General features: G+C 71.3%; 15 protein-coding genes. 7 read left to right on the top strand and 8 right to left on the bottom strand.

All coding sequences use genetic code 11. The features are described 5' to 3' along the window. The first annotated feature begins 35 nt into the window (after positions 1 to 35). The 3 genes from ABZU76_RS00710 to ABZU76_RS00700 are packed head-to-tail and all read left to right on the top strand — an operon-like array spanning position 36 to position 3,599. Positions 36 to 1,070, top strand: coding sequence for a sugar ABC transporter substrate-binding protein (locus ABZU76_RS00710; protein ID WP_354864714.1), 1,035 nt, complete (start codon positions 36 to 38; stop codon positions 1,068 to 1,070). Further along, positions 1,067 to 2,590 (top strand): sugar ABC transporter ATP-binding protein, encoded by a 1,524-nt coding sequence (locus tag ABZU76_RS00705; protein ID WP_354863713.1) that lies wholly within the window; start codon positions 1,067 to 1,069, stop codon positions 2,588 to 2,590. The genes ABZU76_RS00710 and ABZU76_RS00705 overlap by 4 nt, the downstream gene beginning before the upstream one ends. After that, complete coding sequence (locus ABZU76_RS00700) at positions 2,583 to 3,599, top strand: ABC transporter permease (protein ID WP_354863711.1); 1,017 nt, start codon at positions 2,583 to 2,585, stop codon at positions 3,597 to 3,599. Before ABZU76_RS00705 ends, ABZU76_RS00700 begins: the two co-directional genes overlap by 8 nt. A gap of 104 nt (positions 3,600 to 3,703) precedes the next feature. On the opposite strand, the gene ABZU76_RS00695 is transcribed toward ABZU76_RS00700, so the two are convergent. Continuing rightward, on the bottom strand, positions 3,704 to 4,435 hold the full coding sequence (locus ABZU76_RS00695; RefSeq protein WP_354863709.1) for a FadR/GntR family transcriptional regulator: 732 nt from the start codon (positions 4,433 to 4,435) through the stop codon (positions 3,704 to 3,706). An 80-nt stretch (positions 4,436 to 4,515) separates the two neighbouring features. Between ABZU76_RS00695 and ABZU76_RS00690 the strand changes: the two genes are divergently transcribed. Genes ABZU76_RS00690 through ABZU76_RS00680 form a run of 3 tightly spaced genes read left to right on the top strand, consistent with a single transcriptional unit; the run spans position 4,516 to position 6,658 of the window. Beyond that, a complete protein-coding gene (locus ABZU76_RS00690) occupies positions 4,516 to 4,854 on the top strand; it encodes an L-rhamnose mutarotase (protein WP_354863707.1) in 339 nt (112 codons plus the stop codon). After that, positions 4,851 to 5,831 carry an aldo/keto reductase gene (locus tag ABZU76_RS00685; RefSeq protein ID WP_354863705.1) on the top strand — a complete coding sequence of 327 codons (981 nt, stop codon included), beginning with the start codon at positions 4,851 to 4,853 and terminating at the stop codon, positions 5,829 to 5,831. Before ABZU76_RS00690 ends, ABZU76_RS00685 begins: the two co-directional genes overlap by 4 nt. After that, entirely contained in the window at positions 5,828 to 6,658 is an 831-nt protein-coding gene (locus tag ABZU76_RS00680; RefSeq protein ID WP_354863703.1) for an amidohydrolase family protein, read from the top strand. Before ABZU76_RS00685 ends, ABZU76_RS00680 begins: the two co-directional genes overlap by 4 nt. Positions 6,659 to 6,662: 4 nt before the next feature. Here the strand turns inward: ABZU76_RS00680 and shbA are convergent, their stop codons facing one another. The 4 genes from shbA to ABZU76_RS00660 all read right to left on the bottom strand — a co-directional run bounded on the left by shbA (position 6,663) and on the right by ABZU76_RS00660 (position 8,772). Continuing rightward, positions 6,663 to 7,334 carry an RNA polymerase sigma factor ShbA gene (gene shbA / locus ABZU76_RS00675; protein WP_354863701.1) on the bottom strand — a complete coding sequence of 224 codons (672 nt, stop codon included), beginning with the start codon at positions 7,332 to 7,334 and terminating at the stop codon, positions 6,663 to 6,665. Between the two features lie 253 nt (positions 7,335 to 7,587). Further along, entirely contained in the window at positions 7,588 to 7,893 is a 306-nt protein-coding gene (locus ABZU76_RS00670) for a DUF202 domain-containing protein (RefSeq protein ID WP_220237707.1), read from the bottom strand. Next, positions 7,890 to 8,228 carry a DUF202 domain-containing protein gene (locus ABZU76_RS00665; RefSeq protein WP_354864712.1) on the bottom strand — a complete coding sequence of 113 codons (339 nt, stop codon included), beginning with the start codon at positions 8,226 to 8,228 and terminating at the stop codon, positions 7,890 to 7,892. The genes ABZU76_RS00670 and ABZU76_RS00665 overlap by 4 nt, the downstream gene beginning before the upstream one ends. Positions 8,229 to 8,283: 55 nt before the next feature. After that, positions 8,284 to 8,772, bottom strand: a complete 489-nt coding sequence (locus tag ABZU76_RS00660; protein ID WP_354863699.1) for a GtrA family protein — start codon at positions 8,770 to 8,772, stop codon at positions 8,284 to 8,286. 301 nt (positions 8,773 to 9,073) lie between these two features. Between ABZU76_RS00660 and ABZU76_RS00655 the strand changes: the two genes are divergently transcribed. After that, a complete protein-coding gene (locus tag ABZU76_RS00655) occupies positions 9,074 to 9,370 on the top strand; it encodes an iron-sulfur cluster biosynthesis protein (RefSeq protein ID WP_285969590.1) in 297 nt (98 codons plus the stop codon). A gap of 434 nt (positions 9,371 to 9,804) precedes the next feature. Here the strand turns inward: ABZU76_RS00655 and ABZU76_RS00650 are convergent, their stop codons facing one another. From ABZU76_RS00650 to ABZU76_RS00640, 3 genes are all read right to left on the bottom strand, one after another. Further along, positions 9,805 to 10,962 carry a glycerate kinase gene (locus ABZU76_RS00650; RefSeq protein ID WP_354863697.1) on the bottom strand — a complete coding sequence of 386 codons (1,158 nt, stop codon included), beginning with the start codon at positions 10,960 to 10,962 and terminating at the stop codon, positions 9,805 to 9,807. Positions 10,963 to 11,059: 97 nt separating this feature from the next. Then, the gene (locus tag ABZU76_RS00645) at positions 11,060 to 12,016 is read right to left on the bottom strand and encodes a D-glycerate dehydrogenase (RefSeq protein WP_354863695.1); all 957 of its coding nucleotides are present in this window, start codon (positions 12,014 to 12,016) and stop codon (positions 11,060 to 11,062) included. Between the two features lie 29 nt (positions 12,017 to 12,045). Continuing rightward, a complete protein-coding gene (locus ABZU76_RS00640) occupies positions 12,046 to 14,130 on the bottom strand; it encodes an alpha-galactosidase (RefSeq protein WP_354863693.1) in 2,085 nt (694 codons plus the stop codon). Positions 14,131 to 14,149 lie beyond the last annotated feature (19 nt).

The following is a 14,149-nucleotide window of genomic DNA, read 5'->3' as shown; positions in this document are numbered from 1 at the left end:
TGCATGTCATCAAGGAGGATGCGGTGCGTACGAAGGTGATCCGGCTGGCTGCCGCGGCGGCCGCGTGTGGTTTGGTCCTGACCGCGTGCGGGTCCACGAAGGACAAACCGGCGGCCGCGGCGGGCGGCGGTGGCGACACCGGCGGGAAGATCGGGGCCACGCTGCCGCTGCTGACCTCGCCGTTCTGGCAGGCCTACAACAACTACGTGCCGCAGATGGCCAAGGAGACCGGCCTCGACGCGTTGCCGACGGTGAACGCCGACAACGACGCGGCGAAGCTCATCACCGACATCGGCACGCTGCTCAACCAGGGCGTGAAGGGCCTGGTCGTGACACCGATCGACTCCGCCGCGATCGTGGCCGGGCTGAAGCAGGCCGAGAACAAGGGCGTGCCGGTGGTCGCGGTCGACGTGGCGCCGGAGGGCGGCAAGGTCGCCATGGTCGTGCGCGCCGACAACAAGGCGTATGGCACCAAGGCGTGCGAGGAGATCGGCAAGCGCGTGAAGAGCGGCAAGGTCGTGCAGGTGATGGGTGATCTCGCCTCGGTCAACGGCCGCGACCGCTCGGCGGCGTTCCGCGACTGCATGAAGCAGAAGTACCCGGACATCAAGGTGCTGGAGATCGCGGCGGAGTGGAAAGCCGACAAGGCGTCTTCCGGCCTTGACAGCCTGCTCACCGCGAACCCCGACATCAAGGGCGTCTACATGCAGGCCGGCGGTACGTACCTCGCGCCGACCGAGCAGGCGCTCAAGCGCAAGAACATGTTCTTCCCGACGAGCGACCCGCGCCACGTGGTGCTGGTGAGCAACGACGGCATCCCGCAGGAGCTCGCGGCGATCCGCGCGGGCGAGCTCGACGCCACCGTGTCGCAGCCGGCCGACGCCTACGCCAAGTACGGCATGTACTGGCTCAAGAAGGCCATGGCGGGGGAGAAGTTCCAGCCCGGCCCGACCGACCACGGGTCGCAGATCGTCGAGATCAGCCCCGGCATCCTCGAGGACCAGCTGCCGGCCCCGGTCGTGACGAAGGACAACGTGGACGACAAGGCGTTGTGGGGTAACAACCTGTGAGCGCGCCCGCCCCCGAGACGGCCGCGCCGGTGGTGAGTGCCCACGGCGTCGGCAAGCGCTACGGGCCCACCGTGGCCCTGCACGACGTGAGCCTCACCGTGCACGCCGGCGAGTCACACGCGCTGGTCGGTCGCAACGGGGCGGGCAAGTCCACGCTCGTGTCGATCCTCACCGGACTGTCCCTTCCGGACACCGGCAGCGTCGAGTTCGGCGGCGTACCCGCGCCGCCGCTGTCCAAACAGGACGACTGGAAGGCCCACGTGGCGTGCGTGTACCAGCACGCCATGGTGGTGCCCCAGCTGACGGTGGCCGAGAACCTCTTCCTCAACCGGCAGGCGCGCGGCGGCTTCGCCATCGGCTGGCGCAAGCTGCGCCGGCAGGCGCGGGAGCTGCTCGACTCGTGGGACGTCCGCGTGGACGTGGACACGCCCGCGGGCGAGCTTTCGGTGGAGGACCGCCAGTTCGTGGAGATCGCCCGCGCGCTGAGCTACGGCGCGCGGTTCATCGTGCTCGACGAGCCGACGGCCCAGCTCGACAGCCAGGCCATCGAGCGGCTCTTTGAGCGCATGCGCCAGATGCAGCGCAGCGGCGTGACGTTCCTGTTCATCTCCCACCACCTGCACGAGGTGTACGAGGTGTGCCAGGCCGTCACGGTGCTGCGCGACGCGAAGCACGTGCTCACCGCCCCGGTCTCCGACGTCAGCCGGCCACAGCTGGTCGACGCCATGACCGGCGAGCAGGGTGGGCTGTCCGTGCGCGACGCGGCGAGCCGCGACCCGCTGGCCGTGGACGCCGCCGAGGTGCTCACCGTCGACGCGCTGTCCGGCGACGGCTTCCACGACGTGTCGCTGCGGGTGCACCGCGGCGAGGTCGTGGGGCTGGCCGGCAGCAACGCGAGCGGCAAGCACCAGGTGGCCGAGACCGTCTACGGGCTGCGCTTGCCTTCGGCGGGAACCGTGGCGGTAGACGGGAAACCGTTGCCCCCGGGCGACATCCCGGCCGCGGTGCACGCCGGGATCGGCTGCGTGCCGCGCGACCGCCACCACGAGGGGCTCGTGCTGGAGCACTCGATCATGGACAACGCCACGCTGTCCGTGCTCGACCGCATGGGCCCGGCCGGGTTCGCGTCGCCCAAGGCGCGTCACGACCGCGGGGCCCGAGCCCTGGCCGCGTACGACATCGTCGCGGCCGGGCCGGAACAGCCGGTGGCGGACCTGTCGGGCGGCAACCAGCAGAAGGTCGTGCTGGCCCGGGCGCTGGAGAGCGACCCGCGCGTGGTCGTGCTGATCAACCCCACCGCGGGTGTGGACGTGAAGTCGAAGGAGGCCCTGCTCGCGGTCGTCGACCGGGTGCGGGCCGAAGGCAAGGCGGTGCTGATCGTGAGCGACGAGCTCGACGACCTGCGCCTGGCCGACCGGGTGCTGGTGCTGCGCGCCGGTGCCGTCGTCGCCGAACACCAGGCCGGCTGGTCCGACGGAGACCTCGTGGCCGACATCGAAGGAGTCGGGCTCCATGACTGAGCTGATGAGCGATCCGCAGACGGCGCTGCCCGCGGCGCCCCCGAAACGGCGGAAGTCGCTGTGGCTGCGCGAGCTGGCGCTGCTGCCGGCGCTCGTGGTCGTGTTCGTGATCGGCGGGCTGATCAGCGACTCGTTTTTCACATTCGACAACGTGATCAGCATTCTCTCGGCCGCCGCCGCGCTGTCGCTGGTGGTGCTGGGCGAGTCCCTGGTGCTCCTGACGGGCAAGTTCGACCTGTCGCTGGAATCGACGATGGGAATCGCGCCCGCGATCGGCGCGATGCTGGTGATCCCGGCGACGTCCTCGGGCTTCGGCACGGGCTGGCCGGCCGCGCTGGGCCTGCTCGCGATCCCCGTGGTGGGCGCGCTGATCGGGTTCGTGAACGGCTTCCTGATCGTGAAGCTCAAGCTCAACGCGTTCATCGTCACGCTGGCGATGCTCACGGTGCTGCGCGGCACGCAGATCGGCTCCACCAACGGCAAGACGCTGTTCGACCAGCTCGACGCGTTCACGGCGCTGGCGACCACGACGTTCGCCGGGCTGCCGATGTCGGTGTGGCTCGCGGCGGTGCTGTTCCTGCTGTTCGGGCTCGGCCTGCGCTACCACCGCGTCGGCCGCTCGCTGTATGCGATCGGCGGCAACCGCGAGGCGGCGCGCGCGGCGGGCATCCGGGTGGACCGGATCTCGTGGGCGGTGTTCATCGTCGCGGGTGTGCTGGCCGCGATCGGCGGCCTCGCCTACACCGGCTACGTCGGCGCGCTCGGCGCCGACCAGGGTGACGGCCTGATCCTGCAGGTCTTCGCCGCGGCGGTGATCGGCGGTGTCTCGCTCGACGGCGGCAAGGGCACGCTCGTCGGCGCCGTGACCGGGGTGCTGCTCCTGCAGTCGGTGGACAGCCTGCTGCGCATCGCGCAGGTGCCGGCGGAATGGCTGAAGGCGATCTACGGCGGCATCATCCTGATCGCCCTGATCATCAGCCGCTACGCCGGCGGAAAGCCGCAGACCTGATCGGCGCCTGGGCCGTGATCATCCGACCTTCTCGCCGTTCCCTGAAGGGCCCCTTCAGGGATTCAGCGTCCCTCGAGGGGCCCCTCACAGAGCCTCGGCGACGCTCAGGAGGCGGCGGCTTCGGGGCTGTCGTCGGCCGGGCTGTCGGCGTCCGTACCGGTCTGCGTGAGCGTGCTGCGCAGCCACTGCTCGACCCCCGCGACGTGCACGGTCGCCCACGACCGGGCCACCTCCGGCTCACGGGCGGCGATGGCCTCGTAGATGGCGGTGTGCTGCTCACGCGTGCGGGCGACCGCGCCCTCCTGCGTGAGGCCGCGCCAGATCCGCGCCCGCGCCGTGGGCCCCGACAGGCTGTCGAGCAGCGAGCAGAGCACGGGGTTGCCCGAGCCATCGGCGATCTTGCGGTGGAACTGCAGGTCGTTGGCCACGAGCGCCTCCACCGTCGGCGCGTCGGCCAGCTCGTCGAGCAGCGCGCCGAGCTCGGTGATGTCGTCCTCGCTCATGTGCAGCGCGGCCAGCGCCGTGGCGGCCGGCTCGAGGATCCGGCGCACGGCCAGGAAGTCGAGCACGGTGTCGTCGCGGTGGAAGTCGACCACGAACGTCATGGCGTCGAGCAGCAAGTTCGGCTCGAGACTGGTCACGTACGTGCCGTCGCCCTGGCGCACGTCGAGCACCCTGATCAGGCACAACGCCTTCACAGCCTCGCGCAGGGAGCTGCGCGAGAGCCCCAGCCGCTGGGCGAGCTCGGCTTCCTTGGGCAGCCGGTCGCCCGGCGCGAGCTCCCCGGAGATGATCATGTCCTTGATCTTGTCGATCGCGACATCGGTGACGGGCATCGAGACCGCCCTCCCTCAAGAGACCTCGGATGTTTCGGTGTTCTGAACACAGAGTGCCACGTAACTCGTCAGGAGGGTTCATGACCCACGGCTCGGCCCCTGAAAGAGTCGCTCTGCGCACCCGGCTCAAGCCCGGGCAGGAAGCCGCGTACGAGTCCGTGCACGCCGTGATCCCGCCCGAGCTCGACGCGGCGCTGCGGCGCGCCGGCGTGCGCACGTGGCGGATCTGGCGCAGCGGACTCGACCTGTTCCACTTCGTGGAGGTCGACGACTTCGACGCCATGAAGGCCGCGCTCGCCGACGATCCCGCCGACATCGAGTGGCAGATCCGCATCAACCGGCTGCTCGACACGGACGACGACCGGTCCGATACTTCGACGGCCCTGGGGCTCGTCTGGGAACTTCCGGTGAAGGAGTGAACGTGAAGCTCTCCCCGCTCGGGCTCGGTGGCGCGCAGCTCGGCAACCTCTACCAGGCGATCGACGACGACACGGCGACCGCGGCCGTGCGGCGTGCGTGGGACGAGGGCATCCGCTACTTCGACACCGCCCCGCACTACGGGCTCGGGCTCTCCGAACGGCGCCTCGGCGCGGCGCTCGCCGCGTACCCGCGAGACGAGTACGTGCTCTCCACCAAGGTCGGCCGGGTGCTCGAACCCCACGCCGCGGCTCCGGGCGAGCGCGACGACCAGGGCTTCGACGTGCCGGCCACCTACCGGCGGCGCTGGGACTTCAGCCGTGACGGCGTGTCGCGGTCGCTGGAGTCGAGCCTCGACCGGCTCGGCCTCGACCGCGTCGACATCGTGTACGTGCACGACCCGGACGACCACTTCGCCGAAGCGGTGAGCGGCGCGTTTCCCGCGTTGCTGGAGCTGCGGGAGCAGGGCGTGATCGGCGCGGTCGGCGCCGGGATGAACCAGACGCCGATGCTCACCGAGTTCGTCCGCCGCTTCGACCTCGACCACGTGCTCATGGCCGGGCGTTACACCCTGCTCAACCAGCCGGCGCTCGACGACTTGCTGCCGCTGTGCCTCGAACGCGGCGTCGGCGTGGTCGCGGGCGGCGTGTTCAACGCGGGCATCCTCGCCACTGCGGAACCGGGCGCGATCTACGACTACGCGGCCGCGCCGGCGGAACTCGTCGAGAAGGCACGCCGGATCGCGGAGATCTGCGCCCGCCACGGCGTCGAACTGCCCGAGGCCGCGCTCGCGCTGCCGGCTTCGCACCCGGCCGTGGTGTCGGTGGTCGTCGGCGCGCACGACGCCGGGCAGGTGGCGGTGAACGCGCGCCGCGCGGCCAAGGTCGTGCCCGCCGTACTGTGGACCGACCTCGTCGACGCCGGCCTGCTGCGCGCGGACGCCGTCGGCCGGCCCGTGACGTCTGGAGGACCGCAGTGATCGACGCCCACCACCACCTGTGGGACCCGACCCGCCGCGACTACCCGTGGCTCGCCGGCGCGGAGATGGACCCGATCCGGCGTCCGTACACAGTGGACGATCTACGCACGGTGACGCACGCGGCCGGGGTGCACGCCACCGTGCTGGTGCAGACGCTGCCCGACCAGGGTGAGACCGAGGAGTTCCTGACCACCGCGGCGACCGAGCCGGTGATCGCCGGCGTGGTGGGCTGGGTGGACCTGACGGCGCCCGACGTCGCCGACCGGCTGGCGCGGCTGAAGGAGCTGGGCCCGCTCGTGGGCATCCGCCACCAGGTCGAGAACGAGGACGACCCGGAGTGGCTGTTGCGCCCGGACGTGCTGCATGGCCTGGCGGCCGTCGGGGCGGCGGGGCTGGTGTACGACCTGCTGGTGGCGCCCGCGCAGGTCGCGGCGGCGCGGAAGGTGGCCGAGCAGCTGCCGGAGCTGCGGCTCGTGCTCGACCACGCGGCGAAGCCGGCCATCGGGGCGCGGGAGTGGCAGCCGTGGGCCGACGGGATCGCGTCGCTCGGCGCGCGGGACAACGTGGCGTGCAAGCTCTCCGGGCTCGTCACGGAGGCCGACTGGCAGCAGTGGCAAGTGGGCCACCTGCGCCGCTACGCCGACCACGTCTTCACCTCGTTCGGCGCCGACCGCGTGCTGTTCGGCACCGACTGGCCGGTGTGCGAGCTGGCGGCGGCCTACGAGGTCGTGCTCGACGCGGCCATGTCCCTCACAGGCCCGCTGACGGACCCGGAACGGCTCGACGTCTTCGAGTACACGGCGAAACGCGTGTACGGACTCGGTTGACGCGTCAGAAGTCTTCGCCCTGCACCATGTCGCGCAGCTTCGTGAGCGCGCGGTGCTGGGTGACGCGGACGTTGCCGGCGGAGATGCCGAGCGTCTCGGCGGTCTCGTTGGCGCTCAGGCCCACGATGATGCGCAGGGTCAGGATCTCCTGCTGCAGCGGAGCGAGGCGGGTGAGCATCTCCTGCAGGCGGGAACCGAGGTCGAGCCGCAGCGCATACGACTCGGGCTCGTTGCCGGTTCCCGACAGGGGCCGCTCCGGCAGCTCGGGCACCGGCTCGGACCGGTCCCGCGCGACGGCGCGGTAGGCGTCGGCGACCTTGTTGGCCGCGATGGCGTGCACGAGGTACAGGAACGAGCCGCCGCGGTCCTGGTAGTCGGGCAGGGCCTTGAGGACGGCCATGCTCACGTCCTGGGCCACGTCGTCGGCCGAGAGGTAGGACAGGTCGCGCCCGCCCATGCGCGCCCGGCAGTAGCGGGCCACCACAGGCCGCAGCACGTGGAGCAGCTCGGTGATCGCGCGCTGGTCTCCCCGGCCGGCGGCGATCACGAGCGGGTCGAGGTCTTCCTTCGTCAGGCGGCCCGCGGGCCTCGGCAGCGTTTCCGGCGTGACGTAGCCTGGCACGTCGGCTTCGTCGGCGGCTGCTTCGGTATGGGACGTCTTCGACGGTGCTGTCATGGTCGTCTCCCCGGCGACCCTGCGACCGTCGCTGGTCTTGGGGTCAACACTCTGTGATGTTGCGGTCGCAGCTACTCCGGATGATCAGGTAGTTGCCGCTCCCGTTGCGACGCTCCGTAACCCTATGCGGCTCGCGGGCCGACAGTCCAGATTTCAACTACGAATACCCCGTTAGCAGCAGTGGTCTTGATAAAATCGAGACCAGTCAACGCACAGTACGATTCGCTGCTCGCAGGATGTGCGGACTGTCCACTCAGTACGTCACCAAGAGTGACAGCGCCGTTGCACAACAGAGGGTGGCCACCACCGCGGGTAGAACGGGTTTCAGTGCGGGCGGCTCGGGGTCGGTGCGGAGTGATCGCTCCCGGTGCCGGCCGACCCCCGCGAGCGCCAGCGCGGTGAGGGCTGCGAACGCCGCCGGGACGATGTCCCACGCGCCTTCGTTGCGCACCGCGGCACCCAGCAGCAGCACCGCGCACGCGGCGGCCGACAGCGCGGTGCGGCGCCACGCGAGGCCGGTGCGTTCGGGCTGGGCGCCGTTCGCGAAGGGCCGGCTCACGACACGATCACCAGCACCACGGCGGCCGCCATCAGCAGGAACACACCCACGGTGAGCACCAGGATCATCGAGCTGCGGGCCAGCGGCTGCCCGGCGCGCATGGCGATCTGCACGCGCCGCCAGCGCGGGTAAGCACCGGCCGCGAGTATCGCCGCGAGGACCACGCACAGCCCGGCGAGCACGGAGCTCATCGCAACGGGCCTCGGCACCAGCTGGTGGACCGCGACACCGCCGGCGATCAGGCCCAGGGCCGTGCGCAGCCACGCGAGGAACGTCCGCTCGTTGGCGAGGGTGAACCGGTAGTCCGGTTCGGTGCCACCGCTGTGGGGGCCGATGCTGGGTGGTTCGCCGTGGGGCGGGTCGAGCTTCTCTTCCGACACTGCCCGGACGTTAGTCGTGGTCCGCGGCGGGCGCTTCGGGCTTGGCGTGGGCGAAGACCCACCACCGCAGCACGGCGAACCGCACGACCCCGCCGATGAAGCTGGCGGCCAGCAGGCTGGCCGTTTCGTCCCACGCCGTCGGGTGGCTGACCACCGCGTCGAGGGTGGCCAGGACGATCGAGCCGTACCCGGCGTAGAAGACGAACGTGAGGAAGTCCTGCAGGTGGCGCTGGCCGGCCTTGCTCGCGCGCCCGGCGAACGTGACGCGGCGGTGGAACTCGGTGTTGCCGACCGTGGTGAGCGCGATGGCCACCAGGTTCGCCCACTGCGAGCCGAGCTCGGGGCGCAAGACCAGGAAGAGCACGGCCTGCAGGCCCGTGGTGACGCCGCCGGCGACGAGGTACCAGGCGGCGTGTCCGCCGAGCTCGTGGTCCTCGTGGTGACGCTGCGGGTCCCGGTGGAAAAGCGGCGGCCGGGGCGTCCACCTGGTGGTGGTCATGATCCTGACGCTACCTCTGCTTCACAAACTTGTGAACCTGATGAAGCCGATGAACACTTGTGATCCCGCTGACAGGGACTCCGCTCCTTTGGTTCAGCCCATCCGGCGCGCCGGCTATTCCGTGTTTTTGGGTGTCCGCGCGCACTCGCGCCCGCGTGTGGGCAGAACGCCCGGTTTTCAAACGTGTTTGTGACCGGTCCCACGGCTGCCCGGTGAGGGCGCCACTCACGCTGCGCTGCCGAACGGGCGCCCCTAGCGTGAAAACCCATCGCATCCGACCGCGACGAAGGGAAGGCCGAAGATGCTGACCGTGACCGAAGCCGCCGCCGAGGCGATCTCCGCGCTGACGGCTCAACAAGGCGCCGAGGAGAGCGGGCTGCGGTTCGCCCTCCAGAGCGTGCAGGAGGGCGAGGGCGCTCAGCTCGCGCTTTCCGTCGCCCCCTCTCCCCAGGACGGCGACCGCGTCGTGGGCACCGACGCCGGCGCGAAGGTCTTCCTCGAACCCCAGGCCGCCGCCCTCCTGGACGACAAGGTCCTCGACGTCCAGCAGGACGAAACCGGCGACGTGGCCTTTGCTGTTCTTCCGCAGCAGAGCTGAATCTTTGGCCCCGGCTTCGCCGGGGCGTGCGAGATCGCTGTGTCTTTGGCGTCGGCTCCGCCGCCGCGTGCGAGATCGCCTTTGAGCCGGCTCCTTCCCGCCCGACATGTTCGGCCCGGGGGGCCGCCCACATCGGGCGGGAAGAAACCGGCGCGATCTCGCGCTGTGGTCGGCGGGGTACCTGGCCCGGGTGGCATTTTTGCCCCGGCTTCGTCGGGGCGGCGAGATCGCGCCAGCGTCGGGAGCGAGCGGCGAGACCGACCTTCCGAGCAACTCAGCTTTATACGCGAAGCGGCACGCGGGTGACCACAGCGCGAGATCGCGCCGGCTTCTGGATGGGGCGGTGCGATCGGCCCCCGGCCGATCCGACCGCCCCATCCGGAAGCCGGCTCAAAGGCGATCTCGCACGCCCTGGCGGAGCCGGGGCAGACAACTCAGCGATCTCGCCGCCCCGGCGGAGCCGGGGCCGAAGACACAGCCCAGGTGCGCACGAGGTCGCTGGCGCGGGCGCGCAGTAGTTCGGCCGCGTGCGTGCGGGCGTGGTCGAGGGACGGGGCGTGGTCGATGAGCGCGCTGCTGCCGACCACGCCCAGGCTGGCGAGGCCGGCGGCGTCGAGCTGGATGCGCCCGGCCAGGACCATCAGTGGCACGCCCGCGCGACCGGCCCGGGCGGCGATGCCGGCGGGCGCCTTGCCCGACAGGCTCTGCGAGTCGAGTGACCCTTCGCCCGTGATGACGAGGTCGGCGCCGGCCAGTGCCGTGTCGACGCCGGTGAGGCCGGCGATGAGGTCGAAGCCCGACGCGACCGTGGCGCCGAGACCCGCGATGGCGCCGCCCGCGACACCGCCGCCGGCCCCCGCGCCGGGGATCGCCGAAACGTCCGGGGCGCCCGCGTTGACCAGGGCCTGAGCCCAGCGGCCGAGCGCCGTGTCCAGCTCCGTCACCTCGTGCGGCCGTGCGCCCTTTTGCGGGCCGAAGACCGCGGCGGCGCCGGACGGGCCGACGAGCGGGTTGGTCACGTCTGTCGCGACGGTGATCGGCACCGTGCCCAGCCGTTCGCGCGCCGGGCCCAATTCGACCTTCGCGATGCGCGAGAGCGTGCCGCCGCCGAGGCCGATGGGGGCGTCGAACGCGTCGAAGACCCCGGCGCCCAACGCGGCCAGCATGCCGGCGCCGCCGTCGGTGCTCGCGGTGCCGCCGACCGTCAGCACGAGCCGGGAAGCGCCGCGGGACAGCGCGTCGCCGAGCAGTTCGCCGACGCCCCACGTGTGCGCCGCCATCGCGGTCTCCGGCGTCGGGTCCACGAACTCGATGCCGCACGCGCGCGCCGACTCGATGTAGGCCGTTCCGTCGAGCACCACGTACCGCGCGTCGACGTGATCCTCCAGCGGACCGCGCACCGAGAGCCGCACGAGCTCGCCGCCCGCGTTCTCCAGTACTTCGAGCGTGCCTTCGCCACCGTCGGCGACGGGGCAGGCGGCGATGTCGGCGTCGGGCAGCGCGTCGCGCACTCCGAGGGCGATGGCCTCGGCCGCGGCGACCGCGGTGAGGCTGCCCTTGAACTTGTCCGGGGCGATGACGACACGAGTCACGGCGTTACCAATCCGACCGGAAGCAGGCGGGTACGCAGCTGGACGTCACCGCGGCGGGCAACTGTTCCCGCCGTGGCTGTAGTCGGATTGGTAACAATCAACACAAGACCTCCGTCAGCGGTGCTTCCCCGGCGAGTACCGAGGTCACGTTTCGGGCGGCCAGCACGGCCATCGCGGTGCGCGTCTCCACGGTCGCCGAGCCCAGGTGCGGCATGACCACGACGTCGTCGCGCTCCAGCAGCCGCGATTCGACCTCGGGCTCGCGCTCGAACACGTCCAGCGCGGCGCCCGCGATCTCGCCGGCCTCCAGCGCGTCGGCCAGCGCCGCCTCGTCGACGACCGGGCCGCGCGTGGTGTTCACGAGGTACGCGGTGCGTTTCATGGCGCGCAACGCCGCCGCGTCGATCAGGTGGCGCGTCTCCGGCGTGAGCGGGCAGTGCAGCGAGACGAAGTCCGAACGGCGCAGCAGCTCGTCGAACGGCACGAACTCGCCGTCGAAGTCGGGTTTCGCCGACCGTCCCGAGTAGACGGTCCGCAGCCCGAACGCCGCTCCCCGCGTGGCCATCGCGCGGCCGATCTGCCCGAGCCCGACGATGCCGAGTGTTTTGCCCTGCAACCCCGAACCGAGCAGGAACCCCAGGTGGAACGACCACGGCTGCCGCGCCCGCAGCAGCCGTTCGCCCTCACCGAGCCGGCGCGTGACGGCCAGCAGCAGCCCGAACGCCAGGTCCGCCGTCGCGTCGGTGAGCACGCCGGGGGTGTTGGTCACGGTTACCTCGCGCGCGGCCAGAGCCGGCACGTCGACGTTGTCGTAGCCCACGGCCACGTTCGCCACCACGGCCAGCTGTGGCCCGGCCGCTTCGGCCACGGACGCGTCGATCCGGTCGTGCAGCATCGAGACGATCGCCGACGCCCCGGCCACGAACGACCGCAGCTCCTCGGGCGTGAGCGGACGGTCGAGTTCGGACACCCGCACTTCTCCCGCGTCGGCGAGGACCTTCACCGCGTCGTCGGGAATCCAGCGCGTCACGGCGATGAGGGGGCGATCGGGCACGTCGGCAGCCTAATGGGTGGAGCGGCCCGTTAGCGAGGTTCGCGCCGCAGCCGCACGAGCACGCTCGCGGCGGAAGTGCCGGCCAGGTCGATGAGCAGGCCGTGGGTCGTCAGCACGGCTCCGTGGTGCGTGGTTCCGGTTCCCACATCGTGGTAGACCGCGTCCGGGTCGAGGCCCTGGAGCACCGGCGTGACGATCGGCCGGCCGTGGTCGTGCGGGCGCCGCGCGAACAGCACCACGACGTCGTCGTCGAGCACGAACTGCACCGCGGTGAGCGGGGAGACGGCGGGATCGGCCAGCCGGTAGGCCTCGCCGTGCTGTATGACGGGCCGGATCTCCTTGTACAGAGCCACGAGCTCGGCGGTGCGGCGCAGCTCGTCGTCGGTCCACTTCGTGAGATCGCCGCCGAGGCCGAGCACGCCGGCCATCGCGACGTGGAAGCGGAACTCGAGCGGCGTCTCGCGGCCGGTCACCGGGTTCGGGCTGTCGGTGACCCACGCGGCCATCGCGCCCGCGGGCAGCACCTGCGAGAAGCCGTGCTGGATCTTGACGCGATCGGCCGCGTCGGTGTTGTCCGAGGCCCAGATCTCGTCCGTGCGCGCGAGGATCCCCAGGTCGGTGCGCCCGCCGCCGCCGGCGCAGGCCTGGATCCGCAGCGCCGGGTGGTCGGCCCGCAGCCGGTCGAGCACGCCGTAGACCGCGCGCACGTGGTCGACCCAGACGCGGCCGGGACCCGCCTCCGTGAACGCACGGTTCATGTCCCACTTGAGGTAGTCGATGCCGTGCTCGGCGACCAGCCGGTGCAGCCACTTGTACGCCCAGTCGGCGATCTCGGGCCGGCCGAAGTCGAGCACGAGTTGGTTGCGCAGCGTGGTCCGCTCGCGGTGCGGCATGTGCAGCACCCAGTCCGGGTGCGCGCGGTAGAGGTCGCTGTCGGGATTGACCATCTCCGGCTCGACCCACAGTCCGAAGCTCATGCCGAGCCGGTGCACCTCGGTCACGAGCGGGCCGAGCCCCTCGGGGAAGCGTTCGCGGTTCACGGTCCAGTCGCCGAGGCCCGCGGTGTCGCCGGTGCGCGCGCCGAACCAGCCGTCGTCGACCACGAACAGCTCCGCGCCCACCTCGGCGGCGATGGCGGCGAGCTTGAGCTGGCCGCGCTCGTCGACCTCCCAGCCCGTGGCCTCCCACGAGTTGTAGACGACCGGGCGCAGCTCTTCGGGGTGTGGCTGGACGAACGTGCGCACGTACGAGTGCCACCGCCGGCTCGCCCCGCCGAAGCCGCCGGCCGCGTACAACCCGGCGAACACGGGCGTTTCCCAGGTCTCGTCCGGGTTCAGCGACCACTGCACGCCCTCGTGCCCGAACCCGCCGGTCCACGTCACGCGGCCGGTGTGCGAGCGCTCGACGGTGATCCGCCAGCTGCCGCTCCACGCCAGCGCCGTGCTCCAGACTTCGCCGCGCGTTTCGGTGGTGGTGCCGTCGTCGAGCATCACCCAGGGCTGGGCCTGGTGGCTGGAAACCCCGCGCCGGCTCGTCAGCGTCGTCTCGCCGACTGGCAGGGTTTCCCGCAGCAGCCGGGCTTCCGCGCTCCACGCACCCGTCGTGTGGGAGACGCGGTAGGCGTCGCGCCGGGGGAGCGTCCAGGCCGCGGAATCCGTGCGTAGCAAGGAGATCGGCTCGGTTCCGGTGTTGCGCAGCACCACGTGCCGCTCGACGATGTCACCACGGAGGGCGTAGTGCAATTCCGCTACGAGGCCGTAGTGCCGATCCTTCAGCCGCACGACCAGCCGGTCTCCAACGTCGTGCGCGGTGTCGTATCCGGCGTACGCCCACTCCACGGCCTGCGTCCCGTCCGCGAACCGCACCGACAGCCCGGCCACGCCGAAGAACGCACCGCCCTCGGTCGCCAGCTCGGGCCGGTCGTCGCCCGGCTCGTCGAAGCTCGAGTCCACGGGATTGCGCCGGCTCGCGATCTGCGCCGCCTGCTCCAGCGTGAGCGGCGGGCCCCAGTGCACCTGCCGCGGCTGATCGACTTCGTCGAGCCGGAAGGCGTACGCCGACTCGGGGGTTCGCAGCAGCCACAGCCGGTGATCGACGTCGAATTCCACGGACATGGGTCAGAGCGTAGGGATG

Source organism: Amycolatopsis sp. NPDC005232, from assembly GCF_040607795.1.
Lineage (GTDB): Bacteria > Actinomycetota > Actinomycetes > Mycobacteriales > Pseudonocardiaceae > Amycolatopsis.
The sequence above is the reverse complement of the archived record's forward strand: the minus strand, read 5'-3'. Positions and strand labels throughout refer to the sequence as shown.

Bases quoted from the DNA above. Each gene is read 5' to 3' on its own strand.
- ABZU76_RS00700 (WP_354863711.1), top strand. From the start codon at position 2,583: ATGACTGAGCTGATGAGCGATCCGCAGACGGCGCTGCCCGCGGCGCCC.
- ABZU76_RS00695 (WP_354863709.1), bottom strand. From the start codon at position 4,435: ATGCCCGTCACCGATGTCGCGATCGACAAGATCAAGGACATGATCATC.
- ABZU76_RS00690 (WP_354863707.1), top strand. From the start codon at position 4,516: ATGACCCACGGCTCGGCCCCTGAAAGAGTCGCTCTGCGCACCCGGCTC.
- shbA (WP_354863701.1), bottom strand. From the start codon at position 7,334: ATGACAGCACCGTCGAAGACGTCCCATACCGAAGCAGCCGCCGACGAA.
- ABZU76_RS00660 (WP_354863699.1), bottom strand. From the start codon at position 8,772: ATGACCACCACCAGGTGGACGCCCCGGCCGCCGCTTTTCCACCGGGAC.
- ABZU76_RS00655 (WP_285969590.1), top strand. From the start codon at position 9,074: ATGCTGACCGTGACCGAAGCCGCCGCCGAGGCGATCTCCGCGCTGACG.
- ABZU76_RS00640 (WP_354863693.1), bottom strand. From the start codon at position 14,130: ATGTCCGTGGAATTCGACGTCGATCACCGGCTGTGGCTGCTGCGAACC.